The 14578-nt window shown below is 57.2% G+C and carries 14 protein-coding genes and 1 riboswitch; of the genes, 11 read left to right on the top strand and 3 right to left on the bottom strand.

The genetic code is table 11. The features are described 5' to 3' along the window. The first annotated feature begins 4 nt into the window (after positions 1–4). From KIN_RS06815 to KIN_RS06785, 7 genes are all read left to right on the top strand, one after another. A complete protein-coding gene (locus KIN_RS06815; RefSeq protein WP_159805202.1) occupies positions 5–847 on the top strand; it encodes a 5-deoxy-glucuronate isomerase in 843 nt (280 codons plus the stop codon). Next, a complete protein-coding gene (locus KIN_RS06810) occupies positions 844–1677 on the top strand; it encodes a class II fructose-bisphosphate aldolase (RefSeq protein WP_159805200.1) in 834 nt (277 codons plus the stop codon). The genes KIN_RS06815 and KIN_RS06810 overlap by 4 nt, the downstream gene beginning before the upstream one ends. 18 nt (positions 1678–1695) lie before the next feature. Further along, on the top strand, positions 1696–2682 hold the full coding sequence (gene iolG, locus KIN_RS06805) for an inositol 2-dehydrogenase (RefSeq protein ID WP_159805198.1): 987 nt from the start codon (positions 1696–1698) through the stop codon (positions 2680–2682). 163 nt (positions 2683–2845) lie between these two features. Then, complete coding sequence (locus KIN_RS06800) at positions 2846–3865, top strand: sugar ABC transporter substrate-binding protein (RefSeq protein ID WP_159805196.1); 1020 nt, start codon at positions 2846–2848, stop codon at positions 3863–3865. 74 nt (positions 3866–3939) lie between these two features. Next, a complete protein-coding gene (locus KIN_RS06795; RefSeq protein WP_159805194.1) occupies positions 3940–5001 on the top strand; it encodes an ABC transporter permease in 1062 nt (353 codons plus the stop codon). Continuing rightward, on the top strand, positions 4998–5768 hold the full coding sequence (locus KIN_RS06790; protein WP_159805192.1) for an ATP-binding cassette domain-containing protein: 771 nt from the start codon (positions 4998–5000) through the stop codon (positions 5766–5768). The genes KIN_RS06795 and KIN_RS06790 overlap by 4 nt, the downstream gene beginning before the upstream one ends. Next, positions 5765–6388, top strand: a complete 624-nt coding sequence (locus KIN_RS06785) for a nucleoside/nucleotide kinase family protein (protein WP_243144833.1) — start codon at positions 5765–5767, stop codon at positions 6386–6388. The genes KIN_RS06790 and KIN_RS06785 overlap by 4 nt, the downstream gene beginning before the upstream one ends. On the opposite strand, the gene gloB is transcribed toward KIN_RS06785, so the two are convergent. Continuing rightward, positions 6385–7140 carry a hydroxyacylglutathione hydrolase gene (gloB, locus tag KIN_RS06780; protein WP_159805190.1) on the bottom strand — a complete coding sequence of 252 codons (756 nt, stop codon included), beginning with the start codon at positions 7138–7140 and terminating at the stop codon, positions 6385–6387. The two genes, KIN_RS06785 and gloB, sit on opposite strands and share 4 nt — an antisense overlap. Positions 7141–7222: 82 nt before the next feature. Then, complete coding sequence (locus tag KIN_RS06775) at positions 7223–8509, bottom strand: D-amino acid dehydrogenase (protein WP_159805188.1); 1287 nt, start codon at positions 8507–8509, stop codon at positions 7223–7225. A gap of 135 nt (positions 8510–8644) precedes the next feature. Further along, positions 8645–8730, bottom strand: a riboswitch (glycine riboswitch). A 172-nt stretch (positions 8731–8902) separates the two neighbouring features. On the opposite strand from KIN_RS06775, the gene KIN_RS06770 reads away from it, so the two are divergent. The 3 genes from KIN_RS06770 to KIN_RS06760 all read left to right on the top strand — a co-directional run bounded on the left by KIN_RS06770 (position 8903) and on the right by KIN_RS06760 (position 12055). Next, entirely contained in the window at positions 8903–9919 is a 1017-nt protein-coding gene (locus KIN_RS06770) for a C4-dicarboxylate TRAP transporter substrate-binding protein (protein ID WP_159805186.1), read from the top strand. 63 nt (positions 9920–9982) lie between these two features. Continuing rightward, positions 9983–10603, top strand: coding sequence for a TRAP transporter small permease subunit (locus tag KIN_RS06765; protein WP_159805184.1), 621 nt, complete (start codon positions 9983–9985; stop codon positions 10601–10603). 66 nt (positions 10604–10669) lie between these two features. Further along, the gene (locus KIN_RS06760; protein ID WP_174239103.1) at positions 10670–12055 is read left to right on the top strand and encodes a TRAP transporter large permease; all 1386 of its coding nucleotides are present in this window, start codon (positions 10670–10672) and stop codon (positions 12053–12055) included. Here KIN_RS06760 and KIN_RS06755 read toward each other — a convergent pair. Then, positions 12052–13146 (bottom strand): PQQ-dependent sugar dehydrogenase, encoded by a 1095-nt coding sequence (locus tag KIN_RS06755; RefSeq protein WP_159805182.1) that lies wholly within the window; start codon positions 13144–13146, stop codon positions 12052–12054. The two genes, KIN_RS06760 and KIN_RS06755, sit on opposite strands and share 4 nt — an antisense overlap. 188 nt (positions 13147–13334) lie before the next feature. Between KIN_RS06755 and KIN_RS06750 the strand changes: the two genes are divergently transcribed. Beyond that, complete coding sequence (locus KIN_RS06750; protein ID WP_159805180.1) at positions 13335–14528, top strand: ABC transporter substrate-binding protein; 1194 nt, start codon at positions 13335–13337, stop codon at positions 14526–14528. Positions 14529–14578: the final 50 nt, after the last annotated feature.

Here is a 14578-nt window from a genome sequence, read left to right as displayed (position 1 = left end):
GACCATGCATATCCCCCCCTTTGACAATCAAAACCAGCCCATTGTGGATCTCGGTCACGATCTTGTTCCGCTCAACTACTTCAACATCGTTAAGCTGACGGAAGGGCAAAGCTTCGACTACCGGACGCCCGGCTATGAGACATGTATCGTTCCAGCAACCGGAACCGTGACGGTCGAAACGGGGGGAGAGGTGTTCGAGGACATTGGCAACAGAACCGTCGATGTCTGGGGTGGCGAACCCGAGGGCGTCTACGTTCCGACAGACACCGGCGCGCGCTTCACCTGCCACACGGAAACAGCTGAGGTCTTCATCGCGGGCGCGAAGTATGATGAGGTTCTAAAACCCTTTGCTGTGCGCAGCGATGAGCTTGATCTGGTGCAATACGGCTCCGACGACACGAAAACCCATCGCAAGATCAAACATATCCTCGGTGCAAATTATCACGACCGGGTTGGTCGGCTCTTGGTCAGCGAACTCTTCACAGTTGGCCAGGGTGGTTGGTCCGGATTTCCGAGCCATAAGCATGACACAGACCGGTTGCCCGATGAGACCCGGCATGACGAGACCTATAATTTCCGGTTCCGTCCTAATCACGGCTCGGGCGTCCAGATGCTGCAACGCGCCGACAACGAACCGGGCGACGCGTATCACATTATGGATGGCTCCACGATCCTGATCGACAAGGGCTACCATCCGTGCGCGGTTTTGCCCGGATACGAGATGTATTATTTTACCATTCTGGGTGGTCTCAGCCAACGCAGTCTGAAACAGTATTTCCAGCCAACTCACGCGGATCAGCTTCACACGATCCCGGGCATCATGGATATGGTCGCGAAGTTCAAATGACGCTCGTGACATTGGCCAAAGTTCTGCAGCCCGCGCTCAAACACAACTACGCGGTGGCCGGGCTTGTCTGCCTTGGATGGGAAGACATGCGAGCCTACGCGCACGCGGCTCAGGCCGAAGGTGCCCCGGTCATTTTGCAGGCAGGCCCAAGCTGCAGAGAGCATACCCCCCTGCCCGTTCTGGCCGCGATGTTTCGCAACTTGGCGGACAGCGTTGACGTTCCGGTCGTGGCGCATCTGGATCACGGCTACACCCCGGAAGAGTGCCGGATCGCCATCGAGGTTGGGTTCAGTTCGGTCATGTTCGATGGCTCGAAACTACCACTCCAACAGAATATCGATGAGACGGCAGCTGTTTGCGAGATGGCCCATGATGCAGGGATCAGCTGCGAAGGTGAAATCGGGTTTGTCGGGTATTCCGGTGGTGCGGCCTCTGTGGGAACAGATCCGGAAGAGGCCGCCCGGTTTGTAACTGAAACAGGTGTAGATGCAGTGGCGATCTCGGTCGGCAACGCACATTTGCAGGAAAACAAGGAAGGCGGGTTAGACGAGGCCCGCATCCGTCAGATAGAGGCAATGACGGAGGTTCCGTTGGTCATTCATGGTGGATCCGGCGTACCTATTGCCCAGCGGACGGCGTTCGCGCATACCTCGCATATCTGCAAGTTCAATATTGGGACGGAGTTGCGTATGGCCTTTGGTGCGGCCCTTCGGCAAGCCGTGAGCGCCGACCCGGATCGCTTTGACCGCGTCCAGATACTAAAAGAAACGCATGATCCGATGGTGGGCGCTGCGCGGCAGGTCATTCGCGCGCTTGGCCCCCCTGATTAAGTTGGAAAGGTCTGAGGCATGCTTGGAATTGGGATCCTTGGGTGTGGGCGGATCGGCCAAGTGCACGCAAAAAGCATCCGCACCCTTGAAACGGCTCGGATAATTGCCGTGGCGGATGCTGTCCCAGAAGCAGCGGCGCGGCTCGCCACGCACTGTCAGGCACGGGTTGAAACGGCACACGATCTGATCGCGGCGAAGGATGTCGATGCAGTTGTGATCTGCACGCCGACCGATACGCATTTCGAGCTTATCCATTCGGCCGCAAAGGCAGGCAAGGCGATTTTCTGTGAGAAACCCGTCGATTTGTCGACGGACCGGATCAAGGATTGTATCAAAGTTGTCGAGTCCGCGGGGGTCCCATTCATGACCGGCTTCAACCGCAGGTTCGATCCGAACTTCGCCGCGTTGCGGGCGCGGCTCACAGCCGGTGAAATCGCCGATGTCGAGCTGGTTATGATCCTATCGCGTGATCCCGCCCCGCCGCCCGTGTCCTACATCAAGAGCTCCGGCGGCCTGTTTCGGGATATGATGATCCACGATTTTGACATGGCGCGCTTTCTTCTCGGCGAAGAGATCGAGACGGTCCACGCCGTCGGCTCGGCTTTGGTTGATCCGGAAATTGGTCTTGCTGGTGACGTTGATACAGCCGCCGTGATGCTGACGACCGGTTCTGGTAAGATTTGCCAGATCTCAAACTCGCGCCGCGCGACCTACGGGTATGACCAGCGGATCGAAGTACACGGCGCCAGAGGGATGCTGAGGGCTGAAAATCAGCTGGAACACACGCTCGAAATTGCCACCGAAACTGGTTTTAGACGGGCGCCTGCACAGCATTTCTTTCTTGAACGGTACGCTGGCGCCTATCTGGCGGAGATGTCAGCCTTTGTATCCGCGGTTGAAAACGGCTCGGCGCCAAAGCCCAGCATTCAGGATGGGCTGCACGCCCAAATCCTCGCGGACGCGGCAACGGTTGCTCATACAGACAAGCGGATCGTGAAAATATAAGTGATAAGAACATGTTGAGGTGCACGCCTGTCATCAGTTATACGCGCCTCTTCGCTCAGAAGGCAGCTTTTCTCTTTACGGTTTGGGTTGATCAGGTTCAATATGTTTCAGCCCGATACGGGTAAACATGTCTGGCTGAACCAGACGCCTGGGAGGATAGATAATGAAGAAACTTCTTGCCGGAACTGCTCTGGCTCTGACCGCCATGAGCGGCGCTGCATTCGCTGATGGTCACGCGATATCGGCCTGTCTGATCACGAAAACCGACACCAACCCATTCTTTGTCAAAATGCGCGAAGGGGCGAAGGAGAAAGCTGACGAGCTGGGTATCAACCTGTTAACTTTTGCGGGTAAAGTGGACGGCGACCATGAAACTCAGGTGGCCGCGATCGAGACCTGTATTGCAGATGGCGCCAAAGGAATTCTCTTAACTGCGTCCGACACCTCTTCCATTGTCCCGGCCGTTCAACAGGCGCGGGACGCGGGTCTTCTGGTGATCGCTCTGGACACACCGTTGAACCCGATTGATGCGGCAGACGCCACCTTCGCCACTGATAACTTTCTGGCTGGTGAGTTGATCGGTGCGTGGGCTGCGGCCTCGCTTGGGGAAGCGGCAGCAGATGCCAAGATCGCGATGCTTGATCTGGCTGTGAGCCAGCCGACCGTGGGTGTTCTGCGGGATCAGGGCTTTTTGCAGGGTTTTGGGATCGAACTTGGCGACCCGAACAAATGGGGTGACGAGGATGATCCGCGGATCGTCGGCAACGACGTTACCCAAGGCAACGAGGAAGGCGGGCGCCGCGCGATGGAGAACCTGCTGGCGCAGGATCCGATGATCAATGTGGTTTACACCATCAACGAACCGGCGGCTGCGGGTGCCTATGAAGCCTTGAAATCCATCGGACGTGAGAACGACGTATTGATCGTAAGCGTCGATGGGGGCTGCCCCGGTGTTCAGAATGTCGCTGATGGCGTGATCGGCGCGACATCACAGCAGTATCCCTTGTTGATGGCATCGAAGGGCATCGAAGCGATTTCGACCTGGGCTAAAGATGGCGCCAAGCCAGAACCGACACCGGGGAAGGATTTCTTTGACACGGGCGTTGCCCTCGTCACGGATCAGGCCGTGGACGGGGTCGAGTCTATTTCGGTCGAAGAAGGCAAAAACCTCTGCTGGGGATAAGAGGCCTATCGTAACTCTCAGAGATGGCGGAGCTTTCGCCATCTCCCACATCTTGCAAAACAGGCGGAGCGGCCATGTCAGCCTCTGACAATTACGAAGCGGCCAGCGCAGGCGCATCAGACCGCGTGGCAGAGTTCGAGGATACTCGGCGCGGTCCGGTTCAAAAATTCCATCACGCATTACACCAGACGCCATCCCTCGTGCCGCTTATCGTACTGGTCCTGTCAATCGCTGTGTTCGGCGTTCTGCTTGGGTCGAAATTCTTCTCGCCCTTCGCCCTGACCCTCATCTTGCAGCAGGTTCAGATCGTTGGCATCGTTGGCGCGGCGCAGAGCCTTGTGATCCTGACGGCGGGCATTGATCTGAGTGTGGGCGCCATCATGGTGCTCAGTTCCGTCGTGATGGGGCAGTTCACGTTTCGCTACGGCCTACCGCCTGAGGTCGCAATAGCAGCCGGGTTGATGTGCGGTACCCTGATGGGCTTTATCAACGGGTTCCTTGTCGCCCGCATGAAGTTACCGCCGTTTATTGTAACCCTCGGCATGTGGCAGATCGTTCTGGCCACAAATTTTCTTTACTCTGCCAACGAGACGATACGCTCTCAGGAAATCGCGACAAGCGCTCCATTGCTGCAACTCTTCGGTACGAAGTTTAACATAGCCGGGGCTGTCTTCACCGTTGGTGTTATCTTTATGGTCCTGCTCGTTCTGATCTTGGCCTACGTTCTGCGACATACGGCGTGGGGGCGCCATGTGTATGCTGTTGGCGACGATCCGGAAGCTGCCGAACTCTCTGGGGTCAACGTCACGCGCACGCTTATCACGGTCTATATGCTGTCCGGCCTGATCTGTGCATTTGCAGGATGGGCCCTGATCGGACGGATTGGATCCGTTTCCCCCACGTCCGGCCAGCTTGCCAATATCGAAAGCATCACTGCCGTGGTCATCGGTGGGATATCTCTGTTCGGCGGACGCGGGTCCATTCTTGGCATGCTGTTCGGTGCTTTGATCGTCGGCGTGTTTTCCTTAGGTCTGCGCCTGTTGGGAGCCGATGCGCAGTGGACCTATCTTTTGATTGGCGTTCTGATCATTCTGGCGGTTGCGGTGGACCAATGGATCAGAAAGGTGGCGGCATGACCCCCATTCTCGAAGGCAAAGGGCTGGTCAAACGGTACGGTCGCGTCACTGCACTGGATAACTGTGATTTCGATCTGATGCCCGGTGAAATTCTGGCGGTCATCGGGGATAACGGTGCCGGAAAATCCACATTAATCAAGGCAGTATCCGGTGCCGTTGCACCTGATGCCGGCGAGGTTTTTCTCGAGGGTGCCCCTGTGCGCTTTCATTCCCCAATTGACGCTCGCAACGCCGGGATCGAGACCGTTTATCAGACGCTGGCCATGTCACCGGCGCTGTCCATCGCCGACAACATGTTCATGGGACGCGAACTTCGCAAGCCGGGGTTTCGGGGAAGCATCCTGCGCCAATTAGACCGCAGCACTATGGAGCGGATCGCGCGGGAAAAGCTCTCTGAGCTTGGACTGATGACCATCCAGAATATCAATCAAGCGGTCGAAACCCTTTCGGGCGGTCAGCGCCAAGGTGTCGCGGTGGCACGGGCTGCGGCGTTTGGCTCCAAGGTCATCATACTTGATGAGCCGACAGCCGCTTTGGGCGTGAAGGAAAGCCGACGCGTTCTGGACCTGATTCAGGACGTGCGCGCACGCGGAATCCCGATCATTTTGATCAGTCACAATATGCCCCATGTCTTCGAAGTCGCAGATCGAATTCACGTGCATCGCCTGGGTAAGCGTATCTGTGTCGTTGACCCCAAGGCCTGCACAATGTCGGATGCGGTCGCCTTGATGACCGGCGCGATGGAGCCGAACGAGATCGCTGCGTGAGCAAGAAAATTACCGTCGATGGGCTGGTTGAAAAAATCGCGACGTTGGCAGGCACTGGGCGAAAGTTGATCGCCGTGGCCGGGCCACCCGCCAGCGGCAAGTCAACTCTCGCAGAGGATTTGGTATCCCGCCTGACGGATGGTGGCTGTGCTGCGGCGTTGGTCCCCATGGATGGGTTTCATCTCGACAATCGCGTTCTGGAGCCGTTGGGGCTTTTGCTGCGGAAAGGCGCCCCAGACAGCTTTGACGCGGCTGGATTTCTGCATCTTGTCAAACGCCTCCAGAACGACAGTGAAGTTGTGTACCCGGTCTTTGACAGACCGTCGGATTGCGCCATTGCGGGCGCCGCGGTTCTGAAGGCAGAGGTCGATATCGTAGTGATCGAGGGCAACTACCTGCTGTTCGATGCCCCGGTCTGGCGCGATCTGAAAACCATTTGGGATGTCAGTGTCTGGCTGGACATTCCCGAGGATGTCCTACGTGATCGGCTTATACAGCGGTGGTTGGATCACGGCATGACACCACATGAGGCCAACACCCGTGCAGAAGGAAATGATCTGCGAAATGCCAGACAGATCGCAGAGAAGAAACTGTCAGCAGATTATGTGATTGACGGTTAAAAGCGGTCTTTGCGCGCACGCAGTTCCGCGAAGACCTCGGCGTCGCTGGCGGTCTCGAGCCCCAGAGTGGCACGGATCGCGGGATCGCTTGGCCTGAGAAATGGGTTTGTGTCCAGTTCTGCGCTCAATCTGGTGGGAACGGTCGGTTTCCCATCGTCGCGCAAAGATTTCATGGCGGCTGCGCGGGACTTGAGTTTCGGGTTATCGCCATCGACCGACAGGGCGAACTCTATATTCGCAAGAGTGTATTCATGGGCGCAATGGATTGTTGTGTCTGCAGCCAATGCCATGATTTTCTGCAGACTGTCCCACATCATGTCAGGCGTCCCCTCCATGATCCGCCCGCAGCCCATCACAAATAGCGTGTCACCCGCAAAGAACAGGGCCTCGGAAGGGAGGTGAAAGTTGAGCATATCGGTGGTGTGCCCGGGCGTGTGAACGACGCTAACGCCACGACTGGCGAAGGCAAAGCTGTCCCCTTCCCCCAAAACCTGATCAATGCCGTCGATATTTGGAGGTCCATAGACCGTCGCACCAGTTGCGCTCTTGAGTTCTTGCAGGCCGTTTACATGATCGCCATGGTGATGCGTCACCCAAATCTGGGACAGGGGCCAGCCGGTTTTCTTCAACTCCTGCAACACGATATCGGCCTCGCCTGCATCAACACAGGCGGTCTGTTTCGTGTCTGGATCATGGATGAGGGCGATGTAGTTGTTGAGTGGCCCATGGGGCAGTTGGCGTACTTCAAGCATCGCGATCTCTCCGTCTGTTTGAGGGAACTATAGAGCGATGGTTCGGCACCCGCCAGCGGACGGATGCCGAAGATTGCTTGCGCTACGCGGCGGATGGACGTCCGATCCCGGAAAAGGTGGGGCGCGGTTCAAATGCTTCGGCGACATCGGCCGCAACAATTTGGGCGGTCGCTGCGCTCAAGGTCCAACCCAGATGACCATGGCCGGTGTTGTAGAAGACGCGTGGGTTCTTGCCCCGACCCAAGCGCGGCATCATGTTCGGCATCATCGGTCGCAAACCGGCCCACGGTACGGAGTTGTCCGTTGGGACATCCGGGAAGTGATGCTGGCACCAAGAGAGCAGCGGCTTGATCCGATCCGCGCGAATATCGTAATTCGCCCCGCTGAATTCCGCAGTTCCCGCGATCCGCAGGCGATCCTTGCCAAGGCGAGACGTCACGATCTTGGCTTTTTCGTCCAGCAAGCTGACCCAAGGTGCGGCGTCTTGCGCGGATTCATCTGGCATGTTCACAGTGATCGAATAGCCTTTCACCGGATAAACGTTCACGCGATCCCCGAGCTGCGCAGCCAGATCTCGCGATCCAACGCCGGCAGACACGACAACACCGTCAAACGACATCTGCTGTGCGGTCCCGTTTTGAGACGCCGTGATATCGACGCCGGTCAGGGTCGCGGACGCCCGTGTGACGGAGGTATTCATCAAGAACTTGACACCTTGCGCTTCAAGATATCTCGCCAACCCCTTGGTAAACTTGTGAATGTCGCCTGTGAAATCGCTTTCCGTAAAGAAGCCGCCCACGACATCGGCCGTGATCGTAGGCTCGATCGCGCGCACCCCGTCCGCAGTAAGTTCTTTCCGATCAAGTCCAGCCTTGCGCAGCAAGTCGGTCGAGCGTCGGCCCGCCTCGAATTCCCGGGCGTCCTCGTAGAAATGAAGGATACCACGGGTTTCAATATCAAAGGCCACACCTGCCTTGGACGCCATGTCCATCAGGTGGCCGCGCGCCATTTGCGCCAGCCGGGCCGTTTCAACCGTATTCGCATCATGTCTGGGGATTGCCGCAAGAAACTCGGCGATCCAGCTGTATTTATGCCAGCTCGGTGCGAGGTTCATGCTGAGCGGTGCGTCCTTTTTCAGCATCCACTTCAGGCCCTTGATCACTGTGCCAATGCTGTTCCAGACCTCCGCATTGCTGGCGGACAACTGGCCGCCATTTGCGTAGCTCGTCTCCATGGCCGGATAGCGCTGACGGTCGATGACGGTCACCTGAAATCCGCGGTCCAACAGCTTGGAAGCCATCGTAATTCCCGTAATCCCGGCGCCCAGGATGGCGATATGAGTGTCTTTGCGAAGCGCGTGATGTGGCATGTGATCTCCTCCGGGCGAAACGCCCATCCACATGCCCCGTCCGTCAAAAGCCTGAGAGCTTCACGACACCTGCATCATGCAAGCACCGCTTTCTCCGTCGGCGGGCCGCATGAGGCGACCACTCTCCGGACTGTAAAACCCACCGCGGTTCATTTGCCTGAGAGTTTCCGGGGCGGTTGCTCCTTCGGCGCCACATGTGTGACCTCTCCCGCGACAGGAGGTGATTTGCATTTAGGCTCGTTGGTGAGTCGGCGCAAATCAAATTCACATCCGACGGAATATATTCTGATGGCGGGTAACTCTGCCTGAAAAATCGGTTGAACCGGCGCTATCGTTCGCCCAAAGTCCCTGCGGATAAAATCGAGACGATAAAAATCGCACTGGGAGGACTCTATGAAAAGATTTTTGACGGGCACAGCCTGCACGGTACTTAGCTTTGCCTTTGTCGGCGAAGCGATCGCGACCGAATGGAATGTCTCTGTATGGGGCAAGCGTCGCGCCTTCACCGAGCACGTGGAAAAGCTTGCAGAGCTGGTGTCTGAAAAGACAAACGGCGAGTTCACGATGAATGTCAGCTATGGTGGCTTGTCAAAAAACCGGGAAAACCTTGATGGCATTTCCATCGGTGCGTTTGAGATGGCTCAGTTCTGTGCAGGTTATCACCGAGACAAGAACCCAACCATCACTGTGCTTGAATTGCCGTTCCTCGGGGTCTCCAACCTGGAAGAAGAAGTTGCGGTCAGTCACGCGGTCTACGATCACCCCGCTGTTCAAGCGGATTTGGGACGTTGGAACGCAAAGTTGCTGATGACTAGCCCGATGCCGCAATACAACATTGTCGGCACCGGTGATCCTCGCGATGAACTGAGCGAGTTCAGCGGGATGCGGGTCCGTGCAACAGGCGGTCTGGGTCAGGCGTTTGAGGCCGTGGGCGGCGTCCCGACATCGGTGACGGCAACGGAAGCCTACAACGCGATGGAATCCGGCGTGGTCGACACGGTTGCCTTCGCCCAGCATGCGCACCTGAGCTTTCGGACGATAGATATCGCTGATTGGTGGACCGAGAACCTAAACCCCGGCACGGTCAATTGCCCAGTCGTCGTGAACACCGATGCCTACGATAGCCTCAGCGACGAGCATCGCGCGGCGTTGGACGAAAGCGTGCCGGAAGCCATCGACCATTATCTGGCGAACTACGCGGAGCTGATCGAAAAGTGGGAAAGCATTCTGGACGAGAAAAACGTGGAGCGTGTGACTGTTTCTGACGAGACAATCAGCGAATTCCGCAGTGTCGCCGCTGATCCGATCCGCGAACAATGGATCAAGGATATGGATGCGCAGGGCATTCCGGGTCAGGAGCTTTATGACCTTGTTCAGGACACCCTGAAGAAAACCCGCGGCGAAAGCTGATCCGAATAAAGAACGCCCCGCCCAGCCGGTGGGGCGTTTCTTTTTGATCAAAAGGTTAGCGGCATGTCCTCATCCCCTGTTCTGGCCGACGATACGCTCCTGTCCCGAATGGACCGCGGCTTTCTGAAGCTTGAAGGTGCAATGAATCTGCTTGCGGGGATTGTGATATTCCTGCTTGTCTGCCTCGCCGTCTACAACGTGTTCGGCCGCTACATCTTCAATGCACCTGTGCCGGGTTACGTCGATTGGACGGAGCAGTTCATGGCGACGTTCGCCTTCCTTGGTCTTGCGTATTGCCAGCGCGAAGGCGGTCACATCCGCATGGATATTCTGGTCGGTGCACTTCGGGGACGTGTCCTGTGGTTCGCGGAGTTCCTTTCGGTTCTGTTCATGCTGCTGCTGACAACAGCGTTGATTTACGGCACCTGGTTTCACTTCAGCCGGTCCTTCGATTTCAATGCCCCATTATGGAGCCGGGACAGCTCCATCGACATCGCCCTGCCCCTCTGGCCCGCGAAACTGCTGGTTCCCGCCTCTCTGGCTGTCCTCTGGGTCCGGCTGTGCCTCCAGCTGTGGGCCTTCGGCCGCGCGCTTAGAACCGGCGCAGAACGTCCCGTCGCGGTCCCGCTGGTCGAAGATGCTGCCGCACAGGCCAGCCGCGAAGCGGAAACGGTGGATGGATAACGGCGTGGCTCTCTCGCTCAGAAAGAAAAGCAGCACATGGACAGTCTGATTGATATGAAAGCTCTGATGGAGGGCGTGGATATCTTCACGCTGTCTCTCTGGCTGTCCGGCTTGCTCGTACTGCTGGTGATCATCGGAGTACGCGTCGCCTTTGCGACAGCGTTTATTGGGTTTCTCGGCCTGTGTCTGTTTTTCATGCAGAAGCAGGGCTTCGACAAAGGCCTGATCACGGCGATGAAGCTATCAGGTCAGGTTCCTCATTCGAAATCCACAACTTATGCGCTGTCTCTCATACCAACATTCATTCTGATCGGTTATCTGGCTTACTATGCCGGTTTGACCGGGTATCTGTTTGAGGCTGCAAAACGCTGGGTGGGATGGCTGCCCGGCGGACTGGGCGTTGCAACGGTCTTTGCGACGGCGGGCTTTGCGGCGGTATCCGGCGCGTCCGTCGCAACCTCGGCCGTGTTTGCCCGCATCGCGATCCCGGAGATGCTTAAGCTGGGATATGACAAACGTTTTGCGGCCGGTGTTGTGGCGGCGGGTGGTACGTTGGCCTCCCTCATTCCACCTTCCGCGATCCTCGTGATCTATGCGATCATCGTCGAGCAAAGCGTCGGCAAACTGCTCTTGGCAGGGTTCGTGCCTGGCTTCGTCTCCGCCCTGATCTATGGCGGCCTTGTCGTCGGACTTGCGAAGTACCGGAAGGATCTTGGTCCGCCCGTCGGTGGTTTCAGCTGGAAAGAGCGGTTTGAAAGTCTGCCCGGTGCCGCGCCAATCTTGATCGTCGTGCTGATTATCGTATTTTCGATTTATTTCGGACTTGCGACGCCCACGGAGGCGGGCGCATTGGGCGCTGCAGTCGTCCTGACCATGGCGCTGTGGCAAGGTATGAAATGGGCGCAACTGTCGAGCGCGCTGATGGAGGCGGCGAAGCTCACGGTTATGATCTTCACCATGATCTGGGGTGTTCTGATCTACGTGCGCTTTTTGGGCTTTGCTCAACTGCCTGACGCGTTTGCGGGCTGGATCGGTAGCCTGGATCAACCAGCCTATCTGACGCTTCTTTTGATCCTCGGGGCCTACGTCATCCTCGGGATGTTCATGGACGCCATCGGCATGCTGATCCTGACGCTTCCAGTGACATTTCCCGCTGTGATTGCCTTGAACGGGGCAACAGGAACCGAGATCGGCGCGCTTGGCATGACCAGCGAGGAATGTGCTATTTGGTTCGGGATCATCGTCGTCAAGATGGCAGAGCTTTGTCTGATCACCCCGCCCATCGGGCTGAACTGCTTTGTTGTCGCCGGTGTTGCGCAGGACAGCAAGTTGCCGATCTCGGTTCAGGACGTATTCCGCGGCGCATCACCGTTCTTCGTCGCTGATGTCGCCACGGTTGCCGTGTTGATCGCATTTCCTGGAATCGTGCTCTGGCTGCCTAGTCTGCTTTAGGGCGTAATCCGGTAAAGCCCGCCGCTCATCACCGATAGGAACCAGATCCCACCATCCGGCCCTTCGACCACATCACGCACACGGGCGGTTTCGTCAGATCTGATCTGCTCTGCCTCTTCGCTTAGGTTTGTCCCGGACACCCTTGAAATATAGTTGAATTTCAAGGATCCCACAAAGGCATCCCCTTCCCATTCCGGCCACAGCTTGCCTGAGTAGATCATCATACCGGACGGTGCGATTGATGGATCCCAATAATGCGTTGGCTGTTCCATGCCGTCTTTCGATGTACCTTCACCGATCTTCGCGCCGGAGTAATGCCTACCATAGCTGATCACAGGCCAACCATAGTTTGCCCCTGCCCTGACGCGGTTGATCTCATCGCCCCCTTGGGCCCCATGTTCTGCCACCCAAAGATTGCCGTCCAGATCAAGCGCGGCCCCTTGCGGATTGCGGTGACCGTAGGACCAGATTTCTGGCCGGGCGCCCTCGGTCTGGACAAAGGGGTTATCGGCCGGAACAGTTCCGTCCCGTGTGACCCGAACGACCGTTCCGTTGTGATTGGCGATGTTCTGGGCGGAGGGTCTATCCCCGCGCTCTCCGATTGTCAGAAACAGCGTGCCATCTGCACCTTCAACGATCCGCGATCCGAAATGCCGCCCGCTGGAATAGCCCTCGGCCTGCTCGAATATGACCTCCAACCCTTCCAACGCATCGCCCGCTTCGCTCAACCGTGCTTTGGCCAATGCGGTACCTGACCCTTTTGGCTGCGGCTTTGAGTAGCTGAGAAATACTTCTCTGGACTGAGCAAAGTCGCTGGCAACCATAATATCCAGAAGACCGCCCTGCCCTTGACCAACCACCTCCGGCACACCCGACACGTCAATCCGGCTGCCATCCGATTGCAGATGGATCAATTGTCCGCCTCGTTCTGTAATCAAGATGCCGCCATCGGGGATGAAGTCGACGCCCCAAGGCTGATCGAACCCACTGGCGATTTCGGTGACTGTCACAGTGCCTTGGCTGGTCTCAAGTGCCCACAAAGGGGTCGCGAGCGTGGACAGCAATAGGGCGACATGTATGGATCGGTGCATCATAATAATCCTCAATCAGCTTGATCTCTCACATAAACCTAAGCTGCCGGAGGTCCATAAAGATCACTGTGCTGTGAGTGCCCTGACCTTGGGGCAGCGAAAAACGTCGCTCTTTTCTTTTGAGACGGCCTTGCATAGTCTTTTTTCACAAACCACCACAGCAAGACTTGATCAGGGAGATCACACTCATGAAACAGATGCTTCTTGCCACGACTGCAAGTGCGCTGATGGCCAGTGCTGCTTTTGCGGACGGGCACGCAACGGATGTTAAACTCGGCATCATCCTCGGTTTCACTGGCCCGCTGGAATCGCTGACACAGCAGATGGCAGGTGGCGCAGAAATCGCGATTGCTGAGGTTTCAGAGTCGGGCAAGCTTCTCGACGGAGCAAAGGTCTCGGGCGTCCGCGCGGATTCCACATGTATCGACTCTGCTGCGGCAACCTCCGCCGCCGAGCGGCTTGTAACGGCTGAAAATGTTGACGGCATTGTTGGCGCAGACTGTTCCGGTGTCACAGGTGCAATCTTGTCGAACGTTGCGGTCGCAAACGGCATTGTAATGGTCTCGCCATCCGCAACCTCGCCCGGTCTGTCGACGGCTGAAGACAACGGCCTGTTCTTCCGCACTGCCCCGTCTGACGCACGCCAAGGTGTCGTCATGACCGAAGTTCTGATGGAAGAGGGCATCAACGAAGTCGCGCTGACTTATACCAACAACGACTACGGCAAAGGTCTGGCGGACAGCTTCCAAGCTGCGTTTGAGGCGGCTGGCGGTACGGTCACGATCTCTGCCGCGCATGAAGACGGCAAAGCGGACTACTCGGCCGAGGTCGGGGCCCTTGCTTCCGCAGGCGGTGATCGTCTGGTTGTCGCAGGATATGTAGACCAAGGCGGCTCTGGCATCGTGCGCTCGGCGCTTGATACAGGCGCGTTTGATACGTTCCACTTCCCCGACGGTATGATCAGTGCAAAGCTGGAAGAGAACTTCGGCGATGAAATCGACGGCTCTTCGGGTCAACACCCCGGCACCGACAGTCCGGGCGTCGCGAAATTCGCGGAGATGGTGGGCGATGCGTTCGATGCAACCTCGCCCTTTGCACCAGAATCCTATGACGCTGCCGCACTGATCCTGCTGGCTATGCAGGCTGCAAACTCGAAAGATCCGTCGGCCTACAAGGATCACATCATGGATGTGGCGAACGAGCCGGGTGAGAAGATCTACCCTGGTGAGCTGGGCAAGGCGCTCGATCTGATCAAGGCAGGCACGGATATCGACTATGTCGGCGCAACCGCCGTTGAGTTGATCGGACCGGGTGAGTCTGCTGGAAACTATCGTCAGATCACTTTTGATGGTGGCAAAATCGAAACGGTGAAGTACCGCTAAAGCGGACCAAAAAACGGGGGCAGTCCGGTGGGGGCCGGGCTGTCTCGTTG

Origin of the sequence: Litoreibacter roseus, from assembly GCF_009811795.1 — a bacterium.
Classification (GTDB): domain Bacteria; phylum Pseudomonadota; class Alphaproteobacteria; order Rhodobacterales; family Rhodobacteraceae; genus Litoreibacter; species Litoreibacter roseus.
This window is presented reverse-complemented; position numbering and strand designations above follow the sequence as displayed.